Here is a 25,888-nt window from a genome sequence, read left to right as displayed (position 1 = left end):
ATGTGCACCCTGAAACAATATGGCATTCTTTTGATCATGCTTGCCGTATTGTCTTCATGCAAAGAAAAACCTGCACCGGCGCCTGAACCATTTGCCGATTTTCTGGTTTCAAACAGCGGGTGCATTTCTCCATGCTGGGTATATTTTTATGACAATTCACTCAACGCCGTTTCGTGGGAATGGGATTTTGGAAACGCGTTCAATTCACACACTCAAAATGATTCCATGCTATACACCACATTCGGATTTTACGATGTAAAACTCATCATTAAAAATGCTGATGGCATTGCAGATTCTATTATGAAAGAAGTGATGGTTTACTGATTAAGTTCATCTAGTAATTTCTTTGATTCAGTAAAAACACAAAATGCATATCTGTCAATTGACAAGGCCTTATACAAGCCATTTTTTATATGATATGACTGCAGTTCAGTTGTTGGGTTGATCATAATTTCACTACCGTCAACTTTCAGTGTGATTGGCATTTTAAAATCTGCATTAGTCATTTCTGAATTCCAGCGATAGAGAAATTTTGCATTATATCCATCGGCATAATAATACCAAAACAATTCAGGTGGTTCAGGCCGATATAAAAACTGATTAAACAACCAAGTATAATCTGCTTTAGTTTCAGAATTTACCAGATCAATAAAATCTTGCGTAGCAACACAGCTATCTCGGTATTCAGTTCCAAACCGATAAATAATTCTGAAAAACACTCCATCATCATCAATGACATTTCTCAAGGTATGCAGTGTGACAGCGCCCTTTGAGTAAATATCTCCGTCGCGGTAATTTGTATAAGCAACATCATGCGGCCCTACAACCGGTCGTTTATTTTTACAGAAACTTCGGTCTACTGAAAGCAGCACATCATAGTCATAGGGTTCGCCTTTTTTTTCCATATACAAGGCTTCAGCATACGTTGCAAAACCTTCATGAATCCATAGGTCAGCCATATCACAAACAGTAACTGCATTACCCCACCATTCATGCGCTGTTTCATGAACAAGAATATAATCGTAGTTAATCCATTTTCCGTTTTTATAACCGCTGCCGTACGCAATGGCGGTTTGGTGCTCCATTCCCGCATACGGACTCTCAACTAATTTGTATCCATCTTTCCACCAAGGATATTCACCAAACAATTCTTCAAACACTTCAATGACATCTATTGTTTGTTCAAAATGAATTTGGGCTTTTTCAAAATTTTCAGGCAACACATAAAAATCAAGCGGGTGTGTACCTGAATTATTTCTATAATCAAGACTAAAATGTCTGAACGGTCCAAGGTAAAATGTGACATTATACTGATTGATTGGGTATGATGTTTTCCAGGTGTAGATCATTCTTCCGTCTTCTCCTTCACGTTCTTCAACTAATTTTCCATTGCTTACACAAAATAAATTTTGTGGTACATTAAATGTTGTCATCACACTATCAGGCTTGTCTGAAATATGATCTTTGAGCGGCCACCAAATACTTGCGCCATCATCTTCACATGCTACACCGACGAAATCAATACCGTTCTTTTTTTTCCACACTAATCCACCTCTCCAGGGTGGTTTTTCAGCAATTTTGGGTTTGCCTTCATAACTTGTTACGATGGTAATTTTTTCTCCGGCTTGCAATTCTCTGCCAAACGAAACGATGACCGCTTTGCCCTGACGTTCATAATTCAGAGAAAGTTCATTTTCTTTTATGGAAATGATATTAAGTTTCTCTGAAAGCTCTAACTGAATTTTCGGTGTTGTATTGAGGACATCAAAGACCATAGTGACATCACCGGCAATACTTTTTTTATTTGGGAAGATTGAAAGATTCAAGTGATAAAACCTCACATCATAACATGATCTCATGGGGTTAAGATAACCACGAGTTGAATCAAGCAAGTGTTTATTGTATTTGACCGGTTTGTTGTAATTATGTGTGCTGGGATTCCGCGGATAAGTACACTTCCACAAAACCAGTAACAGAATAATAGCGGTAAAAGACCTAAGTAAATTTTTTAGTGCCATACGAAGTACTATTATTTTACCAGAAAATAAATTATACCAAATCCAAGCGACAGACTAATCAGAACATTCAGCAAAGCAATTCCAATCAACCCATCCTGCATAAGTTTGACCGTTTCAAAACTAAATGCTGAAAAAGTAGAAAACCCTCCGCAAAGACCAATGATCAGGAAGTGGCGTAAAAACTCACTACTTTGCATTTTGTCTTTAAATAGAAACAAAGTAAGGCCAAGAATTAGACAAGCAAGTGCGTTTGATACAAGCGTTCCAATTGGAAATTTGACGGAAAATAAAGTTGAAAAAAGTTTTCCGGTACCAAAACGGAGAATGCTTCCCAGTCCTCCACCAAGAAAAACCCAAAGTATCATTTGAAAATTCATAGAGTAAAAATAAACATGTTTTATTAATAATGTTTCTTTCACAATAATGTAACCCGTATTCAAGGATGCCGGAATGATGCTTAATCCCTGATAATGGCATGATTATTTCAGAAACAATGAGGGATATGTAGATAGGTTATTAACATATGTTGAAAATTATCAGCCGGTAAACCATAAGCAAACAACTGAAATTCCACTATTTTCATGCTCCCGAAAAAAAGCATACCGGTTTGTAAGCATTAAACCCGATACCTGCAAATTACCAATCGGCCTTGTTCAGCAGGAAAAAATGTAAAACCCGTATGGTGTAAAAACAAAATGTGAAGCACCATACAGAAAACTTAAACAGACATGAAAAAATTATTACTAACCCTAAGTATGGCAATTTGTGGTGTGATATCCTTTGGTCAGGAAGATTTGACACCCGAAGAAATCAAGTATCGTGATTCTATTTCAGCACTAAATCAATCAAACGCCGCTCTGGTACAATCACAAAATGCCTATAATGCCGGTATTGAGCTTTACAAGCAGGGAGACTATGTTGGTGCAATTAAAAAATTCTCAGAATCAATTACTGCAGATCCAAATTTTACAACAGCTTATTACAACAAGGCGCTTTCAGAAATTAAAGCAGAGAAATACGAAGACGCCATTAAAACATGTGATCAGGTAATTAGCATGAAACCCAATTATGCCAAGGCATATTTTCAGCGTGGACGAGCCTATCAAGGGCTGAATAATTATTTGATGGCAGAAAAAGACTATCAAAAATCAATTGAGCTGGACCCAAAAAATCCGAAAGCGTATTACAACTTTGGTACCTTGAAATTTTTACAACAAGATTATACCGCAGCAATCACTCAGTTCACCAAAGTAATTGAACTTGATCCGAATGATGCTTATGCTTATAATGATCGCGGCTCATGTTACCGTATGTTGGAGAAATATCCTGAAGCAGTAAAAGATTATGAAGAAGCAGCGCGCAGAAATCCAAATCTTGCCTTCGTTTTGAATAATATTGGAACTACCAAACATAAGATGAAATTGTATGATGAGGCAATGAAAGCATACAACAGAGCTTTGAGTGTTGACCCAAAATTTCATCTTGCATATTTGAACAGAGGTGTAACCAATATGGCTATGGGACGGGTGGATGATGCCATAAATGATTTTACCAAATGCATTGAATTGAAACCGGATTTTGCGCCTGCATATAGCAACAGAAGTGGAGCATACTTTACAAAAAAAGAATATGAAAAGGCAAAAGCAGATGGAGACAAAGCCATACAACTGGACCCTAATGATGCAGATGCATATATCAATCGCGGAAATGCCCGTGAAATGCTGAGAGACATGGATGGCGCTTGTGAAGACTGGCATAAAGCACGTGAACTTGGCTCTGAAATTGGAAAATATTATCATTCACAAAACTGCTCAAACTAGATAAGCAGAATATCAGCAAGAGTAAAATGAAATTATAAAACTTAATTTTTTTATCAGGTTATCAAGATGTATTATAACGACATCATCATAGCTGAAATAAACATTTAAAAAAATCAATCATGAAAAAAATAATATTCTTCATCATCATTTTAGCTTCACTGCAGGCAACTGCTCAAGATGTTGAATTTAAAGCATCAAACTTTAAAGACAATAAAGAAGGTTTTCAGGCAGCATTAGAAGCGTATGAAAAAGGAACTGAGTTCTGGCTTTTAGGAAACGAGCAAGTGTTTATTGTAAAGAGTCCGAAATTACATTACTGGAAAGCTCTTGAACAATTTGAAAAAGCGTACAAGTTTAATCCAAACAGCGCAGAATTAAATTTTAAAATGGGCGTTTGTTATGCGCATTCATCGTATAAAGTGAAGGCAATTCCATACATCTATAGAGCGTATGAATTAAATCCACTTTGTCATCATTTCATGAAATACTATATGGGATTTGCATGTCAATTAGATGGAAAATATGATGAAGCGGTAAAACATTTTATTGCATTTGAAACCGACTATAAGAAGGCTGATTTGTTCAATAAATTTACTGAGCAGCGCAAAGATGAGTGCGCTTCAGCTAAAACTCTTACTGCTAGTCCGGTTCGTGCCTGGGTTGATTTAGTGCCAGAACTTTCTTCAGAACAAGATGACTATGCGCCTTCAATTACTATGGATGGAGAAGAAATCATCTTCACATCTAACCGACCAAACGGTCATACACCGGATGAAGTTGGAAATTATGACGCTGATATTTATTCTTCAACCATGGTTGACGGAGTATGGCAATCACCACGAGGATTAAGCGGAACAGTAAACACAACTCAGGATGATATCTCAAGTAATCTTTCTTATAATGGAACCAAATTATTGTATAGTGTTTTAAACGCCAATGGAAACTATGACATCTTTGAAGCATTTTTGAAAGGAGCAGATTGGACAGGATCAGTAAGTTTTTCTTCTAATATCAATTTGAAATCAAATGAACTTTTTGCTTCTTATGATTTTGATGATAAGCTCATTTACTATGCTAAAGACAATGAAGGTGGTACCGCAGGTTATGATATTTATGTGTCAGGCCCTGTTGTGAAACGCAACCGTGAATACTCTATGCCAACAAAAGTATCTGAAGTAAGTTCAGCATTTAATGACGGACCCGTGTATATGCACCCTGATGGTAAAACGATGTATTTTGCATCAGAAGGTTTTAATTCAATGGGAGGTTATGACATTTTTATGAGCAAGAAAAAAGGAGGAAGCTGGAGTGCACCAATCAACTTGGGATATCCGATCAACTCACAATATGATGATTATTTCTTTGCCGCAACAGCAAATGGTAAATACGCCTACATTTCTTCAAACAGAGCCGGTGGAAAAGGAGGATTTGATATCTATAAAGTTACTTTTTGGGGACCGGAAAAGAAACCATCATTGGTTACGCAAGATTATTTGTTAGCATCACTTGCTCGTCCTATCCAAGATCCTGAACTTGCAGGAGAAGTAAAGGTTGCAGCAACAATTAACCTTACCGTATTTAAAGGAATTACTGTTGATGCATTAACAAAAAAACCTGTTGAAGCAAGCATTGAAATTACAGACAATGCAAGCGGTAAAGTGATTGAAACATTTGTAACCAATAGTGCCACCGGAAAATTCTTGATTTCACTTAGCGCAGGCGGAAATTACGGAATTGCCGTGAAGGCTGATGGATACCTTTTCCACTCAGAAAATTTTGACATCCCTTCTACTGCAGATTACAACTTGGTGAATAAAACAATTGAATTGAAGAACATCAAAGTAGGAAGTAAAATTGCATTGCGTAACGTATTCTTTGACACCGGTAAATCTACCATTCGTCCTGAATCATATCCTGAGCTTGATCGTTTAGTTAAATTACTAAATGATGTACCAACTCTAAAAATTGAATTATCAGGGCATACTGACAACACCGGTTCTGCAACATTGAATCAACAGTTATCACAAGATAGAGCGCAAGCAGTTGTTGATTATTTAGTGAGCAAAGGAATCAACAAATCGAGACTGGTAGCCAAAGGATACGGCTCCGATCGTCCGGTGGCAAGCAACGATACTGCTGAGGGCAGACAAGAAAACAGAAGAACAGAATTTGAAATTGTTGGAAATTAAAATTTGAATTCACATTGGAAACCCGGTCAACATGATCGGGTTTTTTTTATCCCAAAGCAACGTCTAAAAGCATCATGACAGCAAAACCTATGATGGCTCCGATGGTAGATAAATCTGATCCCGTTCCATATTGAGATTCAGGTATCAATTCTTCAACCACCACAAAAATCATTGCTCCGGCAGCAAATGCCAGCGCAAAAGGCAACATAGGTTCAATGTAAACAACCAGTAATGCACCAATGACACCTGCAATGGGTTCAACAATACCTGAGATCTGTCCATAAAAAAAAGCTCTTCTACGAGTAAATCCCTCACGTCTGAGCGGAATAGAAACAGCAGCGCCTTCAGGGAAATTTTGCAATCCAATACCAATGGTCAAGGCAATTGCCGTACCTAATAATTGAATATCCGGATTTCCAACTAAGGCACCAAATGCCACACCAACAGCCAAACCTTCAGGAATATTGTGCAACGTAATGGCCATTATAAGTAGTACGCTGCGATTCCAAGATGTTTTTATCCCTTCTGACTGTTCAGTTTTCATCCGGGGATGTACGTGAGGTAATATCTGGTCAAACAATAATAAAAACCCAGCCCCTGACAGAAAACCAACCAAGGCAGGTAACCAAGGAATCATGCCCGCTTCTTCAGCTATTTCAATTGATGGCGCAAGAAGAGACCAGAAACTTGCTGCTATCATAACTCCAGCAGCAAATCCCAGCATGGCATTCAAAATTCTACGGTTGACCGTTTTAAAAAAAAACACCAAACTCGCACCTGCAGCCGTTACTAACCACGTAAAAAGCGTAGCGCCAAGTGCCAACCAAACCGGATGATATTGAAGTAAACTTTCCATGTGTCAGGTATTTGTACGCAATTAGATAAAAAGGGTTATACCGTGAATCTATATTATAATCCGCATTAAATGCGATCAATACATCAACTATCGTAGTTGACTACATTGTATTTCATCAGATATAGTTCAGGTGTTGTTATATCGCAATAAGTCTACAACAATAAGATATCGGCGCAGCACTGCCAGGTTTTTATGCAAACACACCATACAATGAACTGTACAAGAGCACGGGTGAGCTACGTCTTTGTTTATAGTAATTGCATCATATTTAACGTAAAGAAATTCTTTTCATTTCTAATCATTCTTTAGCTCATTAGCAATATACTGTTCTGTTTTTTAATACCATTTTGTATTTTAATATAATATACTTTTGTATTTTAGTAATATATACTTTTGTATTTTTGAAATATATGCCTTTGTACTTTACTAATATATTTTTTTTATATTTGTAATATATATTTTTGTATCTTAGTAATATACATATTTGTGAATTAAGAATATAATCTGTTGTTCATTGGTTTTATAAACTCTTGTACACTAATACTATTTATCCTTGTATTTTACCATAATACATATTTATCTTTTTTTAGTGGATATTTGACGTATAGAGCAGTAACCGTTATGCATAGAGTAATGATTTAAGCTAAAGGGGAAGATATATACACCCAATTGAAATTAGAAGAGAATACCAGAAGGAACAGTAACTTAATTTAATATAATCAGCAAGAATAAAGTATGGTACTCAAACAAGAAATAGAAAACGCGTACGTATTTCAACAACAAGAAATATTAAAAGATATAGGAGCCACATCACGTCAATATCTTGGCAAATTTGGTAAAGGCGGAAACCACGTGGAAGTAATCTCAGGCATACGCCGGTGTGGCAAAAGTACGCTCATGAAACAACTCATGGCAAAACACAAAAAAAATATAGCGTATTTCAATTTTGAAGATCCGAGAGTTTTTGGTTTTGATGTGAAAGACTTTCAGAAACTTGATGAAATAATGGGACGCGGTAAATCAGCCTATTTCTTTGATGAAATCCAAAATGTTCCGCGATGGGAGATATTCATAAGACAATTACATGATCGAGGAGAAAAAGTGTACATAACAGGTTCTAACGCATCTCTCTTAAGTAAAGAATTAGGTACTCGTTTAACTGGACGCCACCTTCACCATGAACTATTTCCATTTTCATATAGTGAATTTCTCATCCACAAGAAATTAAAAAACACAACCGCAAGTTTTGAAAAATATATTGAACATGGTGGGTTCCCTGAATATCTCAGAGATTATAATCAAGAAATGTTGCAAACATTATTAAAAGACATAGTTCTGCGAGACATTGCTATACGGTACGCTATACGCAACAACAAAACACTGATGGATATGACCTTGTTTTTAATATCCAATATAGCCAAAGAAACCACCTTCAACAGTCTGCGACGCACATTCTCAGTGGGTAGCACAAATTCTGTTGTAGGGTATCTTGCCTGGTTAGAAGACTCCTATTTGCTTTTCTTTTTACCACGTTTCAGTTACTCTGCAAAAAGTGTTTCAGTCAATCCTAGAAAAGTCTATGCAATAGATAGCGGACTGATAAACGCAAACTCGCTAAGTTTTAGCAAAGACAAGGGAAGATTGCTTGAGAATACAGTATATCTTTATTTGCGTCAAAAATATCAACAATTATATTACTTCCGAGAAAAAACCGAATGTGATTTCGTTGTTATGGACAAAAATAAATGCATCCATACAATACAGGTATGCGAAGAATTGAACTCAGATAATCTAGACCGCGAACTAGCAGGATTGACTGAAGCAGCTCATTTCTTTAAAATGAAAAAAGCATATATTCTCACTAAAAATCAAAGTGAAACATTTGTTCATGAAAAAGTAACAGTGCATGTCATAGCAGGCAAAGACATTCTCTTGTTGTAATATCATTTTGACCGCGCAGCCAATACATCTTCCACGTTAGATAAAGAAAGATTTTTTGCCTTCAAAAGAATTAAAAAATGATACATCAGATCAGCTGCTTCATTCAAAAATAATTCATCATTCTGGTCCTTAGATTCAATCACAAGCTCTACAGCCTCTTCACCCACTTTTTGTGCAACTTTATTAATGCCTCTTTTGTAAAGTTTATTTGTATATGAATTAGGGTCATCAGAATCAATTCTTTCAGAAATAGTTTTCTCTAGTTGATAAATGAAACCTTTTGAACTAGCGTCTCCGAAACATGATTGTGATCCGGTATGACAAGTTGGTCCATTAGGTGTTGCAGAAATCAAGATCGCATCCTGATCACAATCAAGACGAATGTTTTCAACGTTTAAAAAGTTTCCTGATGTTTCACCCTTTGTCCATAATCGGTTTTTGGATCTGCTGAAAAAAGTAACTCGTCTTTCAGACAATGTTTTGGCAAAGGCCTCTTCATTCATATAGCCTAGCATTAGCACATGCATAGAAATTGAATCCTGAACAATAACAGGAACCAATCCATTTTCTTTTGTAAAATCAGGTTTCATCGTACAGAAATATTTTGTGACTTTAAATAATTTTTTAAATCCGGTATTGAAATTTCATTGTAATGGAAAATACTTGCTGCCAAAGCACCGCTCGCCTTTGTGTTAATGAAGACATCTCTAAAGTGTTCTACAACTCCTGCCCCACCTGAAGCTATCACCGGAATACCAACAGACTCAGAAATTGTTTTGGTAATATCAATGGAAAAACCTGATTTAGTTCCATCACTATTCATAGAAGTTAGCAGAATTTCTCCGGCACCAGCCTGCTCTGCAGTGTGCGCCCATTCAAGAGCCCTGAGACCGGTTGGTACCTTACCCCCACCCACAAATACCATCCATTCATTATTCACATAACGTGTATCAATAGCAACAACCACACATTGACTTCCATATTGACCAGAAATTTCTGAAATCAAATTCGGGTTTTTAACGGCAGCTGAATTTAAACTAACCTTATCAGCACCGGCATGAATAACAGCTTCAGCATCAAGTAAAGAATTTATTCCACCACCCACCGTGAACGGAATATTAATAACCGCAGCAACATTTTTTACTAAGTCTGTCAGGGTTTTTCTCTTCTCTTCTGTGGCTGTGATGTCCAAAAAAACTAGCTCATCAGCGCCTTGCTCTGAATATTTTTTTGCCAACTCAACAGGATCACCGGCATCTTTTATATCAACAAAATTTACCCCCTTAACTGTTCGTCCATTTTGTATGTCTAAACAAGGTATGATACGTTTTTTTAGCATCTATTTTATTTTTTATGTTCTACTTGTTGTTACACAAGAATCTTTTATTGCTCATTTATTAAGACAAAATTCACTCAATTCTGCCAAGTTAATTTGCCCTTCATAGATTGCTTTACCCACTATTACACCTTCACAGCCAATCTTTTTTAATTCTACTAAATCACTCAACGATGAAACACCACCGCTTGCAATTAAATTAACTTGTGTGTTTTTCAATATTTCTTGATACAGTTCATTGGCTGTTCCTTGCAACATTCCATCTTTAGAAATATCAGTACAGATCACGTATTTCACTCCACACTTCTGATACTCATCAATAAAAGTAACTACATCCATTTCTGAATTTTCCAACCATCCCTGAGTTGCAATTTTACGATTGAGACAATCAGCACCAAGAATAATTTTATCAGCTCCATATCGCGATATCCATGTCAGAAATAAGTCTTTGTTTTTAACTGCTATACTTCCTCCCGTAACTTGTGATGCGCCAGATTCAAACGCAATTCGTATATCCTCATCACTTTTTAATCCTCCTCCAAAATCAATTTTCAATTTTGTATTTGTTGCTATAGAAGAAATGATATTATAATTGATGATTCTGTTTGACTTTGCTCCATCTAAATCAACTAAATGAAGACATTCAATTCCGTGTGCTTCAAATTGCTTTGCTACTTCTATTGGATCATCATGATACACTTTTTTGGTTCCATAATCTCCTTTGGTAAGCCTCACACATTTACCATCAATGATATCAATTGCAGGAATAATTCTCATCTTATATTTTTAAAAAATTCTGTAATATAATTTCACCGGTTTTTCCAGACTTTTCAGGGTGAAATTGAGTTGCATAAAAATTATTTATCTGCAGGGCGGCGCTAAAAGGCACAATATAATTGCAGTTGGCCGATGTTGTCTCACAAAGTTCAGCATAATAACTATGCACAAAATAGAAATCATTCTGTTCATTTATACCATTAAATAGAGCACCCTTGAGATGCGTTAAATTATTCCAACCCATGTGCGGCACAATATCCTGAGGAGGAAATTTTTTAACTATCGTTTTAAATATTCCCAAACAATTTACATTTCCCTCTTCAGAAAAAGCGCACATCAATTGTTGTCCAAGACAGATTCCAAGTACGGGTTGTTTCAATGATCTAATTAAGGTATCCAAAGATTTTTCTTTCAGGTATTTCATAGCCGAACTAGCTTCACCCACACCGGGAAAAATGACTTTATCTGCATTCAACAATACCTCAAAATCATCAGTAACCACCGATTCATAACCCAATCTTTGCAAGGCATTTTGAACCGACCCGATATTACCCGCATTATATTTCAGTACTGCTATCATAATAATCCCTTTGTACTTGGAATAGAATAATCATTCGTCTTTTGCTTTGCCATTTTCAGCGCTTTTGCAAATGCTTTAAATATAGCTTCAATTTTGTGATGCTCATTTTCACCTTCAGCTTTCACGTTTAAATTGCATTTTGCATTATCACTAAAAGATTTGAAAAAATGTTTGAACATTTCACTGGGCATTTCTCCAATTTTTTCACGGTTAAAATCTACATCCCATACTAACCAAGGTCTACCTCCAAAATCAATTGCCACCTGAGCCAAACAATCATCCATTGGCAATAAAAAACCATAACGCTCAATAGCTTTTTTAGAACCCAGTGCATCAATGAAAGCTGTACCTAATGCCAGTGCCACATCTTCAATAGTATGGTGCTCATCAATGTGTAAATCACCCTTAACATGAACACGCAAATCCATGTTTCCGTGTTTTGCAATTTGCTCTAACATGTGATTAAAAAAACCTATGCCGGTTTCAATACTTGATTTACCTGATCCATCCAAGTTAAGTTCAATTTCAATATCAGTTTCAACCGTTTTTCGTTTTACGCATGACTTTCTTGGCGCAGATTTCAGAAATGAATAAATCTCACTCCAGTTTTGGGTACAAAGCTCAGCAGTAACCAAATTATCATCACCCAGATAGATTGATTTACAACCCAGATTATTTGCCAATTGAACATCAGTCAATCGGTCACCAATAACAAAGGAATTTTGTAGATCGTAATTTCCATAAATATACTTTGTCAATAGTCCTGTTCCCGGTTTTCTGGTTGGTAAATTTTCATGCGGAAAACTCTTGTCAATCAAGATATCAGAAAATACTATGGCTTCATTTTCAAAAGCCTTTATCATTTTATTTTGAGCCGGCCAAAATGTGTCTTCAGGAAAAGATGCCGTACCAAGACCATCTTGATTTGTAATCATGACTAATTCAAAATCCAATTCACCGGCTATTCTTGACAAAGCTGAAAATACACCGGGTATAAACTCCAGCTTCTCTAAACTATCAACCTGAAAATCTTGAGGCGGTTCAATAATTAAGGTACCATCACGATCAATAAAAAGTACTTTTTTCATCTTACATTTTTTTAAGTTCTGAAATTAATTTCGCATTTTCAAGAGGTGTGCCAATAGTAATACGTACACAATTTTTTATAACTGAATTTCTATTTCGGGTTATCACTTTTTTATTGATAAGACCTTTATAAACATCTTCAGCATCATCAAATTCAACCAGAATAAAATTCGCATCGGATGGGAAGATTTTTTTCACCCTGCTAACTGATTTGAGTTCATTGATCAATTGATCTCTGCTTGATTTAATACACAAAATTTGTTCATCAATTGTGTTTTTGTTTTGCAGAGCAGATAGTGCAGCTGTTTGATTCAGCTGGCTAATATTATAGGGTGGTTTCACTTTGTTAAACCAAGCAATAATTTCTGGTTGGGCATAAGCAACACCTACCCTTGCAGCAGCCAAACCCCATGCTTTACTAAAAGTTTGTGTGACAATTAAATTTGGAAATTCCAAAACACGATTTGTCCATGAAGGTTGCTCACTAAAATCAATATACGCCTCATCAATGATCACAATACCCTTAAATTTTCTTACAACTTCTTCAACTCCTTGAATCGAATTTCCGGTTGGATTATTCGGCGAGCAAATAAAAATTAATTTTAATGCAGAATCATGGATGTATCTATCCAACTTATCGAGGTCAATTTGAAACTCATTATTCAATGGTATTTTCAATAATTCTGCATCATTCAATGCTGAACATACCTCATACATACCATAGGTTGGAGAGAACGTCAATGCCTTATCTTTGGCCGGCCGACAGAATATTCTAAATGCAAGATCAATTATTTCATCACTCCCGTTTCCAATAAAAATTGAATCGGTTGAAATGGATTTAATTTTTGATAATTCTGCTTTAATTTTTTTCTGATACGGATCAGGATAACGGTTTAATTCACCAAATGGATTTTCATTTGCATCAAGAAAAATTCCGTCAGATCCTTTGTATTCATCACGAGCACTGGAGTACGGTTTAATTTTAAGTAATGATGGTCGTATTAAATTTTCTATAAAAGTCATTTTTTTGATTTTTTAAGTCTGACACTTACGGCATTCTTGTGAGCAATAAGCTCTTCTGCCTCAGCCATAAGTTCAATGGCCGGACCAATTTTTTGAATACCTAGTTTACTAATTTTCTGAAATGTAATTTTACGAACAAAACTATCCAGTGAAACACCGCTGTAATTTTTTGCGTAACCATTGGTTGGTAACGTGTGATTGGTTCCACTAGCATAATCACCGGCACTTTCACAAGCATATTTACCAATGAACACTGAACCTGCATTGACCACACTTTTAGCAAGTATATCCGCTTTTTCACAGGCCAAAATTAAATGTTCAGGAGCATACATATTACTAAAACTAATACACTCCACCTCATCTCTGAGTTGAATAGCATAACTATTTTTCAATGCTTCGGTTGCAATTTTTTTTCTGGGCAATTTTTCCAATTGGGCACTTAATGATTTTTTGGTTTCCTGTATGAGTTTTGCTGAAGTACTGAGTAAAATAACTTGACTATCTTCACCGTGTTCTGCCTGTGAAAGTAAATCTGCTGCAACAAATTCAGGGTTTGATTTTTTATCTGCAATAATCAATAATTCACTTGGACCCGCCGGCATATCAATGGCCAAACCAAAATTTTGTGCACGTTGTTTTGCCGCTGTCACATATTGATTTCCCGGGCCAAATATTTTAGATACTCGCGGAATAGATTTTGTTCCAAAAGTCATTGCTCCTATTGCCTGAATACCTCCAACTGCATAGACAGCATCAACTCCAATGAGGTAAGCACAATATAGAATGGCTGGATTTATTTTTCCACTTTTATCCGGTGGAGTACAGAGAATAATTTCACTACAACCGGCAATTTTTGCCGGAATACCCAACATCAACACAGTAGAAAATAAAGGTGCGGATCCGCCGGGTATGTAAATCCCTACTCTTTCAATTGCGCGTGATTCTCTCCAACATATTACCCCTGTACTAGTTTCAATTTTCTGCACCTTCTCGCGTTGTGACTTGTGAAATTTTGAAATATTGGTATATGCAAGTTTAATTGCCTTCTTCAATTTATCAGATAAGAGCCTTGATGAGTATTTTAATTCATCTCTTTCTACAAGCAAATTTTTCAATTCTACCTGATCAAATTTTTTGGTGTAATCAAACAGTGCTTTATCACCATTTGTAAGAATTGCTTGAAATACTTCATCAACAATTTCATCTAATACTTTTGTTGATGCTGAAGGGCGCTGAATCAGAGATGACCACTCTTTTATTGCAGGATTAATAATTGTTTTCATTGCGTCTAATTTCTGAATTAAAGAATCATTTTTTCAATTGGTACCACAAGAATTCCCTGCGCACCATTTTCTTTCAATTGATCAATGATATCCCAAAACTGATCTTCTTTTACAACAGAGTGAATGCTACTCCATCCTTCTTCAGCTAATGGCAAAATGGTTGGACTTTTCATGCCGGGTAAAATTTTTGAAATTGCTTCAATTGCGTTATTGGGCGCATTCAATAAAATATATTTATTCTCAGCAGAGTTTCTGACTGCGCGTATTCTGAATAAAAATTTCTCAAGAATATTTTTTTTCTCCTCTGTCATCTCAGGTGAAGAAATTAAAACTGCTTCGCTTTTTGTTACAACCTCAACTTCTTTCAATCCGTTCATGAGCAAAGTGCTTCCTGTGCTAACTATATCAAAGATTCCGTCTGCCAATCCAATTCCCGGGGCAATTTCTACACTTCCGCCTATCTCTTCAATTTCTACATGAACCTTTTGCGCTTGAAAGTAATTTCTCAGAATTTTTGGATAAGATGTTGCAACACGTTTACCTTCAAAATAGGATAAACCGGAATAATTTTCATCTTTAGGAATGGCGAGTGAAAGTTTACAACCTGCAAATCCCAGTTTCTCAATTGTCAACACGTTTTTATCTTTTTCCCACACTTCATTCTCACCCAAAATACCAATATCAGCAACACCTTGCTCAACATATTGCGGTATATCATCATCACGCAAAAAAAGAACCTCCAAGGGAAAATTAGCCGCAACTGTTTTCAGTTTTCGGTCTCCATTGGAAATTTTAATTCCACATTCTTTTAAAAGCTCAAGCGATTTTTCACTGAGCCTTCCACTTTTTTGTACTGCGATTTTTAGTTTATTCATGCTTTTAAAAATTGTGCCTGAGTAAACCAGTTGGGATTAAAAACAAAAACCCGCCTGATTAACTCAGACGGGTTTGAAATATTTTGTTTTACATATACATCATTACCAGCTCGCCTGAGTGCAAGTGTGAGAATGATGATGATGTACTTGTTTTAACATGATTACAATTGTTAATGGCACAAATGTAGATTGTTTTTTGTAATTACCAAAATCTGAAGCAAATTTCATTATTTGATTTGCGACTTTTCTTATTGAGATAACATAGTGTTTAGCCATTTTTCACTTTCAACAACATTTTTAAAGAGACGTGTCGGCGTATTTGGTTTAAAAACAGAAATATAAAAATTAGCCAAAATACGAAGAGGCAAACTACCACTCACAATAGCAATGGCTTTTCTATTTTTATATACACTTGATGCCAGCATCGACTTGGCTTGATTAGATATAACACAGTATTTGCTTGCGTCAACCAATACCCCAAAATTATCAATAGGATAATATGCCGCGCAGACATCCATTTGTTTTTGCATATCCTCAGCTGATATTTCAGCAAATTCACGTGTCACGATCCATGCAATATTATTCTCAAAAGAAATTGTGACAGATCCAAGATCAACAAATCCATCCTCAGTCATCAGATTATCGAATTCAGTATCAATAAAATCTTTTGTCATTGCTTTGCCCTGAAATTTAATGCAATATATAATTTTAATCGAATTAAGGCAAGGCATGTGAATAAAAAAATCCCACCAAACAAGGTGGGATTTATGCGCTAAAACAGTCGGTTAGTCTCTGTGCGGCTCAGGGTGTTTTTCTTGTTCTTTCTTCTTATGTTCTTCAAGTTTTTGATCAAAGATGACATTTTGTTCAGGTGTTAGAACCTCCTTAATCTTTAATCGAGTTGACTCTTTTTCAGCCTTGATTTTTTCACGCAAAATTTTCATCTCTGCTCTGTATTGTTCCATTTTGGTGATATGGGCAAGATTAATATCATAAATCAATTTTACTTGAGCCTCAGTCAATGAAAGTTCTTGTTTCATTTTTTGCGTTCGTTTATCAGCTCTTTGTTCAACGGTAAGGCTATCTCCTTCTTTCCCCTCTTGCGCCATTGTTATGTTTGCGACTATCATCAACAAAGCCAACATCATCATTTTCATTGCTCTTTTCATACGTGTAGATTTTAATTTGTTTTTCACCTCTATGACATTATAATGCATCACAGGTTTAATCAACTATTCTTTTTTTTTTCAAATCTGAAAGTCCGTCAATGATTCTGACTAAGTCTAATATTGATCACCAAAGCTGATTATTGTTATTATTTTACCGTTTCAAATACCACATGAACCCAACCTTGGTCAGCATATTTAAAAAACAGGTATATTCACAACTTTAATGCAACCTTATTGAATTAATAAGAGTCTCAACATAAAACCAAATAAAAAAATTGGAATAAAATGATGATAAAACGAATTTCACTTCTGACAGCATTTTTGGGAATCATGTTTTCTGAATCGCTATTTGCAACGCATATTGCAGGTGGTAATATCGGATACACATGCACGGGCAATCCTAACGAGTTCCTCATCACCCTAACCCTTTACAGGGACTGCAGCGGGGTAAGTGCTCCAACAAGTCCAAGCATTCAGTTTTCTAATGATTGCGGATTAACAAATCCATTTTTAACCTTGTCTTTGTTATCATCAAGTGAAGTGTCACAATTGTGTACTCCTGAAATTCCAAACAGTACATGTGGAACGGGTACTTTACCCGGTATGCAGGAGTATATTTATACCGGTACAGTGACTTTAAATCCCGTTTGTGATGCATGGACGATGAGTTATGAAGTATGTGATCGCAACCCGTCAACAAATCTGGTTGGTACAAATTGTTTCTATATTCAATCTGAACTTTATTCTGCCACATCCGTTTGCAATAACTCGCCAATAATAACCAGTCAACCAATTCCATACGTTTGCACAAACATTCCTGTAAGTTATGACTTTGGTGTTTTGGAACCCGATGGTGACTCGCTCCATTTCTCCTTTGTGAATGCGCTTGGAAGCGGTGGTGCACCAATAACTTATACCGGTGGATATTCAGCAGGCGCTCCAATCCCTGGAATTACTGTAGACCCAAATACCGGACAACTTAATTTTACGCCAACTGTGCCTGGAAATTATGTTGTAACCATCATGGTTGAGGAGTATAATGCCGCTGGTGATTTAGTTGGTACGCTGATGCACGATATTCAATTTGTTGTTCAAAACTGCCCAAATACTCCGCCAAATGCACCTTTGGCTATTACCAATTTTGATAATTTCGGAACCAACGCAGTTGTGAATGGAAACACCATAACACTTTGTACTGGTGATCAATTTTGTTTTGATGTAGTTTTTGATGATCCTGATTTAGGTGATGACCTTGTTCTGACCTCAAATATTGATTTGTTTTTACCTGGCGCAACACTTACGCAAACGGGCACTAATCCGGCAACTGCAACAATATGCTGGACATTTCAAGCAGGATACAGCGGATCAATCATCTCTGTTGTAGCTTCAGATGAAGTATGTCCAATACCGGGTATTGCATCTTTTCCTATTCAGTTAGATGTACCGCCACCACTGGATCCGGGAACAGACAGCGTACTTGCAATTTGTAATGATGCCGGTCTGGTAAACCTCTTTAATTTCCTGGGTGGATCACCAACTCCCGGCGGTTTCTGGCTTGATGCCGGTAATGATCCAATCAATCCATCTGCTCAAAGTGATACGCTTTTGTCAGGTGTATATGAATATATCATTGGGGATACAGCTTCAGCATGTTTCGCATCTGCCTTTGTTGACATTGATATCACTGGTGTAACCGCTAACTGGGTTGTAGACAGTTTGTCAAATGGTAGTTGTGGTGGTGATGATGATGGTACTGCCTACATCAACAATATTATTGGTAACGGCGGTCCTTTTGATGTCGAATGGTACAATGGGGCGTCGCTTTTTGAAACTCAAGTAGTCAACACCGGAGGATCAGCCTATCAAAATGATTTAGGTATTGGCAATTGGACTGTTAACATTACAGATCAAAATGGTTGCGGATGGTCTCAAACTTTCGTGATTAGTGAGCCACCTCCACTGAGCATTGATTTTACTTCAAGCGAACCTACTTGTTATGCCTTCTCTGATGGATCTGTAACAGCGAATTTAGTTAATGGCGTTGCACCTTATGTTTACACCATGACCAACGAAGCAGGTACGCAGTTAAATGTCAGCAACTCAAACACCATCAACCAACTTCCAACCGGATGGTACTATACAACTATCAGTGATGGAAATGGTTGTTTTGTTACTGATTCTGTTTTTGTTGATCAACCCGGACAGCTTGACATTGATTTGGTTATTACGCAACCTCTTTGCTATGGCATACCTACCGGCATTGCCTTTGTTGATACAGTTTATAATCATGCAGGAGCATATAATACTGTCAGCTTTTTCTGGAACCCAAATCCTGCCGGAACAAACGGTATGGGAGAAGATTCATCAAGTCAACTTTTTGAAGGATCTTATACCTTAACTATAAATGATATTCAAGGATGTTCACGCACCTTTGATTTTTCTATTACATACCCAGATTCGTTATACTTTGTTGAACTTGGTACTGACCCCGCGTTCTGCAGATTGTTCTCATATCAATCAGGTAACGGCGTAGTTTATGCTGCTGCTGCCGGCGGTACACCTGATTACACTTACCTCTGGACAGAATTATCAACTGGCTTAACCTCTACCAACACAACTTGGGGAGGCAGAAATCCGGGGCAATATCAAATCGTAGCTACGGATGATAAGGGATGTACTTTGACAGAAATTGTCACACTGGATTCTCTAAACCCAATTGCTGATTTTGAAATTACCTCTCCACAATTTACAGGACAATATTTTGGAACAGCAGTGGTAAATGCACATTTTGTCAATGAATCTATGTACTTCTCTAATCCGAATGATCCGCTCACTGACACTACATTCTTCTGGAATTTCAACGGAAGCGACTGGATTTTGAGTGAAGATTATTTTGAGACATTTGATACAAGTTATGGAATTGGTGGAACATATGAAGTTTGTCTTGTTGCATTGAATAAAAATGGATGTTCTGACACTTTGTGCAAACCAATTGTGATTTACGATCCGCTTTCATTCGTTCCGGTTAATGTATTTACTCCGGACGGTGATGGAATTAATGATGGCTTTACCTTCGCAAACTACGCTGAAGGTGTGGCAGAATTTTCTTGTGTAATTGTTAATCGCTGGGGAGTAACAGTGTTTGAAATGACCAGCATCAGTGATGTGTGGAATGGAACAGATAAAAGCGGGGACTTGGTTACTGACGGTTATTATTTCTATACCTATGAAGGTGTAGCACAGAATGGAGAAGAATTCAGTGGGCAAGGAAACATACATGTAGTTAACGGAAAATAAGTACCATGATAAAAAATCATATTAACCAATGGCAGATTCTGATTGGGATAGCTTGCGTTATTTCAGGAATGAATGCAAACTCACAAATCAACGCTAATGGTGGTTATCTGATGGGTAACCAAGTTGAAATTGGCGTGCACAATCATGGTCATGAAGGTGCACCGGATTTGCCGGGTTCAAACTCTCGCACAAATTCTACTTCGGATGTTTATTTGGGATTTGTTGCAAATCCGCAAAATGATGGTTGGGTAAATTACGATGGAGATTTTTTCACCCCCGGAACACCTGAGAATGGTTTTGGATTAGAAATAAATGGTGTTAACTACAGCAATAATGGTATCAATGCAAATACCGGTTGGGGAACACAATATGAAATTCCCGGTAGTTTAAGTAACTATCAGCAAAATGGTGATTGTATAAGCTTGCAGTGGGATGGCGCTGTAGCTAATGTTGCTATTACCATTGTGTACTCACTAAATATCACACAGCTTTATTATACAACTGAAGTTACGCTTACCAATAACACGGGGGGTACATTGAATGATCTGTACTATTACAGAAATCTGGACCCTGACAACAATGAGGAACTGACATTTGATTATTATACGCAAAACACGATAGTGTCTCAACCGGCACCCGGATGTGAAAAAGCATTAGTTTCTGCAACTCAAAATTCACCTTGGGTTTCTTACATTGGTTTAGCCGCCATTGGATCAAATTTTAGAGTGAGTCACGGTGGATTTTCAAACCGTGATGCGTCTGACATTTGGAATGGAACCGCTGGACTTGTTGGAACTGCCGGCTCAAGCGTATTTGCTGATGAAGCTATTTCACTTGCTTACAAAATTTCTTCATTATCTGCAGGAGCGAGCGAAACTTTTCAATTCAGTGTAATACTTGACCAAAATCAAATTGATGCAGCGCTTTCAAGTTTATATTTCTTTGATTTTGTTGGCGGAACAGGATTACCACCTGCTTTCTGCGAGCCATCTGTTGATACCGTATTCACCTGCGCCGGTGTACCTACAACTATAAGTGTTGATGGACCAAATACCGGCGACTATACATGGGTGTGGACACCTACTGACGATTTAAGTACAACTACTGGAACTTCTACGCAAGCCTCACCTAACAATACTACTACATATACTGTAACCGGTACTCCCGTAACATCTTGTATTGCTGGACAAATTATTAAAGAAATAGTGGTAGACTTGACAGCAGGACCAGAAATTGTAATAACCGATCCGGGACCACAATGCGGTACATTTGACTTAACAACTTTAGTCATAACCGATCTCAATAATACTCCGGGTACTGTCATTGAATTTTACGGTGTAATTCCGGATAGTGCTGATCAGACCGTAGGAATTTGGCCAACAAATACCATGGGGCCGGGTGATGTGGTCTATGCTGTAATAGCAGATCCTGTTGGAGGATGTTTTTCTGTTCAGCAAATCGTCATTGACTTTGGAGGGTCTGGTGCAGCAGGAAGTGATTCAACTATAACGATGTGTAACGTCAGTGGCACAGTGCTAGATTTAGATGATTACCTCACTACTTCAAATTCTGGGACCTGGTCAGAAACCACAGCAGTACCAAGCGGACAATTTAATACAAGTACAGCCGTATTAACCGGAACCGGACTTGCAGGAACTTATACATTTGAATATCTCGTTCCTGGAGCATCAGGATGTTTGGATGATGTAGCCATTGTAACTGTGAATTTGAATGCACAACCAATTGCAGATTTTGAATTTATTATCAACGGGCAATCATCAGCAGATGGACTTACCGGGGGATGCATTTCTAATCCAATCACTTTTGACAATAACTCCATTGCCGGTGGTGGTGGCGCTACAATAACTATCAACGATTGGGATTTTGGTGACGGAAATGGATCATCATCAACAAATCCAACCTACCAATATGGCGCGACAGGTACTTATATCATTGAATTAACTATTGAAACAAATCAAGGATGTATTGACACCTACAGTATGCCAATTGAAATCAATACCAGCCCAACTATGGCGTTGACCATTGGAACACCTTCTTGTTATGGATTTACTGATGGATCACTCACCATCAATACTGCGGGTGGTGGACCATATACATATGTAATTACCAACTCAGCAGGTACACAAATCAATGGCACAGGAACAAACACAGTAAATAATATTGGTACCGGTTGGTACTACCTCAACGTGGATGATGGAAGTGGATGTGCAGGAATTGATTCAGTTTTTATTAATCAGCCACAACAATTAGACGTTGATTTACATATCACACAACCGCTTTGTTATGGATACAACACAGGTTTAGCTGTTGCTGATACCGTTTACAACTATAATGGAAGTTACAACGCCTTGAGTTATTTCTGGAATCCGAATCCAAACGGAATAAATGGAATTGGTCAAGACTCTTGTGTGCAACTTCCTCCGGGCACATATTCACTGACAATTAATGATGCCAACGGATGTTCGGATGTTTTTGACTTCTCAATTGTTTATCCTGACTCACTTTACTTTGTTGAATTAGGAGTTGAACCGGCTGATTGTCGCATGTTTGATTATCAAAACGGGCACGGTGTTGTCTATGCGGCAGCTTCGGGTGAAAATCCAAACTATATTTATTTGTGGACAAATTTACAAACCGGTGCTACTTCTAGTAATTCAACCTGGGGCGGTCTGAATCCGGGTGACTATCAAATTTTAGTTACAGACACAAAAGGTTGTACACTTACAACCATAGTCACTGTGCCTGAAGTTTCACCTATTGCTGATTTTGAAATGACATCTCCTCAGTTTACAGCGCAATATTTTGGTACTGCACAGGTTGATGTTCATTATGTGAATGAATCTCAATATTTCGCCAATCCAAATGATCCAATGGCTGACACCACCTTCTTCTGGCATTTTGGTTTTGCCGGTGAAAACTGGATTTTAACGCATGATTATTATGAAACTTATGATCGTTCATACACTGAGGGCGGAACCTATCAAGTTTGCCTTGTAGCATTAAACAGCAATGGTTGTTCAGATACGTTGTGTAAACCGGTAGTAATATATAATCCGCTAGATTTTATGCCAGTAAATATATTCTCACCTGATGGCGACGGAACAAATGACGAATTCTATTTTTATGAATATGCTGAAGGCGTTGCTGAATTCAATTGTATTATTGTGAATCGTTGGGGAGTTAGAATGTATGAAATGACATCCATTACTGATAAATGGGATGGTACAGATCCGAACGGAGACACCTGCAGTGATGGAACTTACTTCTACACATTTACAGGAGTTGCTGAGAACGGTACTCCATTTGAAGGCCAAGGCTCAATTCAAATAATAAACAGTAAATAAACTTTAAAAACCCTGTCAAATAAAAAGGACAGGGTTTTTTATTTCCGGTTTGTTCAACTTTATTTTTATTGTTCTGATAATAAAACTCTATCTATCTTTGCACAAAATTTTATACGTATGGCTACCAACCGAACATTTACCATGATTAAACCTGAAGCAGTTGCTGCAGGACATGCCGGCAAAATTATTGACATGATTATTGCCGCCGGCTACAAAATTAAAGGAATGAAATTGACACAACTATCTAAAGAGCGCGCAGGTGCTTTTTATGAAGTTCACAAAGAACGTCCCTTTTATGGAGAACTTGTAGCGTACATGTCAAGTGGCCCTATTGTATCTATGGCATTAGAAAAAGATAACGCAGTAGTTGATTTCAGAAAATTGATTGGATCAACTGATCCTGCTGAAGCTGCTGAAGGAACCATTCGGAAAAAATTCGCAAAATCAAAAGCAGAAAACGCTGTGCATGGTTCAGACTCTGATGACAATGCTGCAATTGAAATTGCTTTCCATTTCTCTGATGCAGAATTGGTAGGATAATTAGCACCATCATATTTCAAAAAGCCATTTGTATTGACAAGTGGCTTTTTTTTTACAATATCTCTTCACCATTTTCGTCTTAAAGTTTGATTCGTATCCATGATTGCAGATATAGCAAAATTGGGTTAATTTTGATCTATGCTGAAAAATTCATACCCTTTTTCTCAATTTCGTTCCATTCCTGACCTAATTAAAGATTATGTTGGGGAGAATGATCGTGTGACTGAATTTTGTAAACAATTTTATTCTGACGAAGCCATTCTAAACAAACTCAATAAAAAAGAAGAATTTGCTGTAGACAGAAATCTTCTCTATGATATTTTAGCAAAACAGAATGCTCAAATTTCCTTGTCAGAAAGCTCAAAAAAAAATATTCTTTCACTTAAAAATCAGAATACCTTTTGTATTACAACAGGACATCAACTTAACTTGCTGGGCGGGCCACTATATTCAATCATTAAAATTGCTCAAGCTATAGCTTTGACTGCACATCTGGGTAAAAAATTTTCGCAGCATCAATTTGTACCAGTATTCTGGATGGCTTCAGAAGACCATGATTTTGAAGAAATAAATCACCTCAATTTATTTGGAAAAAATATTGAATGGGTTAAACCGGTTCGTGAATCTCTTATAGCCGGAAAATTTGAAACGGCTAGCCTCAGCGGAGTATTTGATGAAATTGAAAACTTGTTCCGTGAAAATTTTGAAAAAGAAATCATTCAGAAATTTCGCAACTATTATCTGCAAGAAAAAAATTTAGCTGAGGCTACTCGGCATTTGTATAATGACTTATTTGGTAATCATGGTTTGATTATTCTGGATGGCAATGAAAGAGAATTAAAAAAACTAATGGTTCAGGTTTATAAAAAAGAAATAACATCTCAAATTGTACATAAAACGGTTACTGAAACCAACGCCCGACTCCAAAAACATGGCTATCATCAACAAGCCCATGTCAGAGAGTGCAACTTGTTTTATCTTGATGAACTTAACATCAGACACAGAATTATAACTGATGGTACAACATTTACTGCAGGAAATCTATCATTCACTACGGATGAACTATTAAAAATTATAACAGAGTATCCTGAAAGAATATCACCCAATGCCTTATTGCGACCTGTTTATCAGGAACTAGTTTTGCCCAATTTGGTATATGTTGGTGGTGCCGGTGAAATTTCATACTGGATGCAATTACGTCATTTATTTGATTCGCTCAACGTGAGTTTTCCGGTATTGCGCGTGCGTGATTCAATTGTCTTGATTAATCAAAAACAAAGAGAAGATTTAGAAACACTATCTCTTGATATTACTGATCTGCAAAAAGAAGCAGATTATCTGATGAAACAATTTGTGAGAGAAAATTCAGGTATTGAAAATGAAATTACACAAGCACAAACAGACTTGCAAACCATCAAAGAAAAAATATCAGCTTTAGTACAACATACTGACAGCGGATTAGCAAACCTAACAGAAGCAGAATTTGTAAAAATGTCTGCATCACTAAAAAAAATTGAAGAAAAACTGATCAGATCCCAAAAGCAAAAAGACGAAACTACGCTCAACCGCATAAAAAAATTGAGAGGTCAACTTTTTCCTGATGGTTCATTTGCTGAACGAAAAGTCAATTTTCTTCCCTATTATTTAGCTAACAAAACATGGGTTGACGACTTGATCAGGCTACTCAGTGATAATGCTTCAAATTGCGCAGTGCGTGTAATGTATAGTTAAAA

21 protein-coding genes are annotated in these 25,888 nt (G+C 37.0%); 8 read left to right on the top strand and 13 right to left on the bottom strand.

What is annotated here, in order from left to right:
- Complete coding sequence (locus IPH66_14840) at positions 1–324, top strand: PKD domain-containing protein (protein MBK7130620.1); 324 nt, start codon at positions 1–3, stop codon at positions 322–324.
- On the opposite strand, the gene IPH66_14835 is transcribed toward IPH66_14840, so the two are convergent.
- The gene (locus IPH66_14835; GenBank protein MBK7130619.1) at positions 318–2,018 is read right to left on the bottom strand and encodes a M1 family metallopeptidase; all 1,701 of its coding nucleotides are present in this window, start codon (positions 2,016–2,018) and stop codon (positions 318–320) included. The two genes, IPH66_14840 and IPH66_14835, sit on opposite strands and share 7 nt — an antisense overlap.
- Positions 2,019–2,029: 11 nt before the next feature.
- Positions 2,030–2,395 (bottom strand): fluoride efflux transporter CrcB, encoded by a 366-nt coding sequence (gene crcB, locus IPH66_14830; protein MBK7130618.1) that lies wholly within the window; start codon positions 2,393–2,395, stop codon positions 2,030–2,032.
- Between the two features lie 351 nt (positions 2,396–2,746).
- Between crcB and IPH66_14825 the strand changes: the two genes are divergently transcribed.
- Complete coding sequence (locus tag IPH66_14825) at positions 2,747–3,838, top strand: tetratricopeptide repeat protein (protein MBK7130617.1); 1,092 nt, start codon at positions 2,747–2,749, stop codon at positions 3,836–3,838.
- Positions 3,839–3,957: 119 nt separating this feature from the next.
- Entirely contained in the window at positions 3,958–6,027 is a 2,070-nt protein-coding gene (locus IPH66_14820; GenBank protein MBK7130616.1) for an OmpA family protein, read from the top strand.
- Positions 6,028–6,073: 46 nt separating this feature from the next.
- Here IPH66_14820 and IPH66_14815 read toward each other — a convergent pair whose 3' ends face one another.
- Positions 6,074–6,883, bottom strand: coding sequence for a ZIP family metal transporter (locus IPH66_14815; protein MBK7130615.1), 810 nt, complete (start codon positions 6,881–6,883; stop codon positions 6,074–6,076).
- Positions 6,884–7,618: 735 nt separating this feature from the next.
- On the opposite strand from IPH66_14815, the gene IPH66_14810 reads away from it, so the two are divergent.
- The gene (locus IPH66_14810; GenBank protein MBK7130614.1) at positions 7,619–8,824 is read left to right on the top strand and encodes an ATP-binding protein; all 1,206 of its coding nucleotides are present in this window, start codon (positions 7,619–7,621) and stop codon (positions 8,822–8,824) included.
- A 2-nt stretch (positions 8,825–8,826) separates the two neighbouring features.
- On the opposite strand, the gene IPH66_14805 is transcribed toward IPH66_14810, so the two are convergent.
- The 10 genes from IPH66_14805 to IPH66_14760 all read right to left on the bottom strand — a co-directional run bounded on the left by IPH66_14805 (position 8,827) and on the right by IPH66_14760 (position 16,953).
- Positions 8,827–9,414, bottom strand: coding sequence for a bifunctional phosphoribosyl-AMP cyclohydrolase/phosphoribosyl-ATP diphosphatase HisIE (locus IPH66_14805; GenBank protein ID MBK7130613.1), 588 nt, complete (start codon positions 9,412–9,414; stop codon positions 8,827–8,829).
- The gene (hisF, locus tag IPH66_14800; protein MBK7130612.1) at positions 9,411–10,163 is read right to left on the bottom strand and encodes an imidazole glycerol phosphate synthase subunit HisF; all 753 of its coding nucleotides are present in this window, start codon (positions 10,161–10,163) and stop codon (positions 9,411–9,413) included. Before hisF ends, IPH66_14805 begins: the two co-directional genes overlap by 4 nt.
- A 51-nt stretch (positions 10,164–10,214) precedes the next feature.
- Positions 10,215–10,937, bottom strand: coding sequence for a 1-(5-phosphoribosyl)-5-[(5-phosphoribosylamino)methylideneamino]imidazole-4-carboxamide isomerase (hisA, locus tag IPH66_14795; protein ID MBK7130611.1), 723 nt, complete (start codon positions 10,935–10,937; stop codon positions 10,215–10,217).
- 1 nt (position 10,938) lies between these two features.
- Positions 10,939–11,517, bottom strand: coding sequence for an imidazole glycerol phosphate synthase subunit HisH (gene hisH, locus IPH66_14790; GenBank protein ID MBK7130610.1), 579 nt, complete (start codon positions 11,515–11,517; stop codon positions 10,939–10,941).
- On the bottom strand, positions 11,514–12,605 hold the full coding sequence (gene hisB, locus IPH66_14785; protein MBK7130609.1) for a bifunctional histidinol-phosphatase/imidazoleglycerol-phosphate dehydratase HisB: 1,092 nt from the start codon (positions 12,603–12,605) through the stop codon (positions 11,514–11,516). The genes hisH and hisB overlap by 4 nt, the downstream gene beginning before the upstream one ends.
- A 1-nt stretch (position 12,606) precedes the next feature.
- On the bottom strand, positions 12,607–13,626 hold the full coding sequence (gene hisC / locus IPH66_14780; protein ID MBK7130608.1) for a histidinol-phosphate transaminase: 1,020 nt from the start codon (positions 13,624–13,626) through the stop codon (positions 12,607–12,609).
- A complete protein-coding gene (gene hisD, locus IPH66_14775; GenBank protein ID MBK7130607.1) occupies positions 13,623–14,909 on the bottom strand; it encodes a histidinol dehydrogenase in 1,287 nt (428 codons plus the stop codon). Before hisD ends, hisC begins: the two co-directional genes overlap by 4 nt.
- A 17-nt stretch (positions 14,910–14,926) precedes the next feature.
- Positions 14,927–15,784, bottom strand: coding sequence for an ATP phosphoribosyltransferase (locus IPH66_14770; protein ID MBK7130606.1), 858 nt, complete (start codon positions 15,782–15,784; stop codon positions 14,927–14,929).
- Positions 15,785–16,032: 248 nt separating this feature from the next.
- The gene (locus tag IPH66_14765; protein MBK7130605.1) at positions 16,033–16,458 is read right to left on the bottom strand and encodes a hypothetical protein; all 426 of its coding nucleotides are present in this window, start codon (positions 16,456–16,458) and stop codon (positions 16,033–16,035) included.
- Positions 16,459–16,569: 111 nt separating this feature from the next.
- Positions 16,570–16,953, bottom strand: a complete 384-nt coding sequence (locus IPH66_14760; GenBank protein MBK7130604.1) for a hypothetical protein — start codon at positions 16,951–16,953, stop codon at positions 16,570–16,572.
- A gap of 285 nt (positions 16,954–17,238) precedes the next feature.
- On the opposite strand from IPH66_14760, the gene IPH66_14755 reads away from it, so the two are divergent.
- The 4 genes from IPH66_14755 (at position 17,239) to bshC (ending at position 25,886) form a co-directional block, all read left to right on the top strand.
- Positions 17,239–20,250, top strand: a complete 3,012-nt coding sequence (locus IPH66_14755; protein ID MBK7130603.1) for a gliding motility-associated C-terminal domain-containing protein — start codon at positions 17,239–17,241, stop codon at positions 20,248–20,250.
- Positions 20,251–20,255: 5 nt separating this feature from the next.
- Entirely contained in the window at positions 20,256–23,615 is a 3,360-nt protein-coding gene (locus IPH66_14750; protein MBK7130602.1) for a gliding motility-associated C-terminal domain-containing protein, read from the top strand.
- 117 nt (positions 23,616–23,732) lie between these two features.
- Positions 23,733–24,155, top strand: a complete 423-nt coding sequence (locus tag IPH66_14745) for a nucleoside-diphosphate kinase (GenBank protein ID MBK7130601.1) — start codon at positions 23,733–23,735, stop codon at positions 24,153–24,155.
- A gap of 138 nt (positions 24,156–24,293) precedes the next feature.
- On the top strand, positions 24,294–25,886 hold the full coding sequence (gene bshC / locus IPH66_14740; GenBank protein ID MBK7130600.1) for a bacillithiol biosynthesis cysteine-adding enzyme BshC: 1,593 nt from the start codon (positions 24,294–24,296) through the stop codon (positions 25,884–25,886).
- Positions 25,887–25,888 lie beyond the last annotated feature (2 nt).

This window comes from Crocinitomicaceae bacterium (genome assembly GCA_016708105.1).
In the GTDB taxonomy this organism is placed as follows: Bacteria; Bacteroidota; Bacteroidia; order Flavobacteriales_D; family Crocinitomicaceae; genus JADJGJ01.
The sequence above is the reverse complement of the archived record's forward strand: the minus strand, read 5'-3'. Positions and strand labels throughout refer to the sequence as shown.

Excerpts from the sequence above, each read along its gene's own strand:
- IPH66_14840 (MBK7130620.1), top strand. The coding sequence starts at position 1 with ATGTGCACCCTGAAACAATATGGCATTCTTTTGATCATGCTTGCCGTA.
- IPH66_14835 (MBK7130619.1), bottom strand. The coding sequence starts at position 2,018 with ATGGCACTAAAAAATTTACTTAGGTCTTTTACCGCTATTATTCTGTTA.
- crcB (MBK7130618.1), bottom strand. The coding sequence starts at position 2,395 with ATGAATTTTCAAATGATACTTTGGGTTTTTCTTGGTGGAGGACTGGGA.
- IPH66_14825 (MBK7130617.1), top strand. The coding sequence starts at position 2,747 with ATGAAAAAATTATTACTAACCCTAAGTATGGCAATTTGTGGTGTGATA.
- IPH66_14820 (MBK7130616.1), top strand. The coding sequence starts at position 3,958 with ATGAAAAAAATAATATTCTTCATCATCATTTTAGCTTCACTGCAGGCA.
- IPH66_14815 (MBK7130615.1), bottom strand. The coding sequence starts at position 6,883 with ATGGAAAGTTTACTTCAATATCATCCGGTTTGGTTGGCACTTGGCGCT.
- IPH66_14810 (MBK7130614.1), top strand. The coding sequence starts at position 7,619 with ATGGTACTCAAACAAGAAATAGAAAACGCGTACGTATTTCAACAACAA.
- IPH66_14805 (MBK7130613.1), bottom strand. The coding sequence starts at position 9,414 with ATGAAACCTGATTTTACAAAAGAAAATGGATTGGTTCCTGTTATTGTT.
- hisF (MBK7130612.1), bottom strand. The coding sequence starts at position 10,163 with ATGCTAAAAAAACGTATCATACCTTGTTTAGACATACAAAATGGACGA.
- hisA (MBK7130611.1), bottom strand. The coding sequence starts at position 10,937 with ATGAGAATTATTCCTGCAATTGATATCATTGATGGTAAATGTGTGAGG.
- hisH (MBK7130610.1), bottom strand. The coding sequence starts at position 11,517 with ATGATAGCAGTACTGAAATATAATGCGGGTAATATCGGGTCGGTTCAA.
- hisB (MBK7130609.1), bottom strand. The coding sequence starts at position 12,605 with ATGAAAAAAGTACTTTTTATTGATCGTGATGGTACCTTAATTATTGAA.
- hisC (MBK7130608.1), bottom strand. The coding sequence starts at position 13,626 with ATGACTTTTATAGAAAATTTAATACGACCATCATTACTTAAAATTAAA.
- hisD (MBK7130607.1), bottom strand. The coding sequence starts at position 14,909 with ATGAAAACAATTATTAATCCTGCAATAAAAGAGTGGTCATCTCTGATT.
- IPH66_14770 (MBK7130606.1), bottom strand. The coding sequence starts at position 15,784 with ATGAATAAACTAAAAATCGCAGTACAAAAAAGTGGAAGGCTCAGTGAA.
- IPH66_14765 (MBK7130605.1), bottom strand. The coding sequence starts at position 16,458 with ATGACAAAAGATTTTATTGATACTGAATTCGATAATCTGATGACTGAG.
- IPH66_14760 (MBK7130604.1), bottom strand. The coding sequence starts at position 16,953 with ATGAAAAGAGCAATGAAAATGATGATGTTGGCTTTGTTGATGATAGTC.
- IPH66_14755 (MBK7130603.1), top strand. The coding sequence starts at position 17,239 with ATGATGATAAAACGAATTTCACTTCTGACAGCATTTTTGGGAATCATG.
- IPH66_14750 (MBK7130602.1), top strand. The coding sequence starts at position 20,256 with ATGATAAAAAATCATATTAACCAATGGCAGATTCTGATTGGGATAGCT.
- IPH66_14745 (MBK7130601.1), top strand. The coding sequence starts at position 23,733 with ATGGCTACCAACCGAACATTTACCATGATTAAACCTGAAGCAGTTGCT.
- bshC (MBK7130600.1), top strand. The coding sequence starts at position 24,294 with ATGCTGAAAAATTCATACCCTTTTTCTCAATTTCGTTCCATTCCTGAC.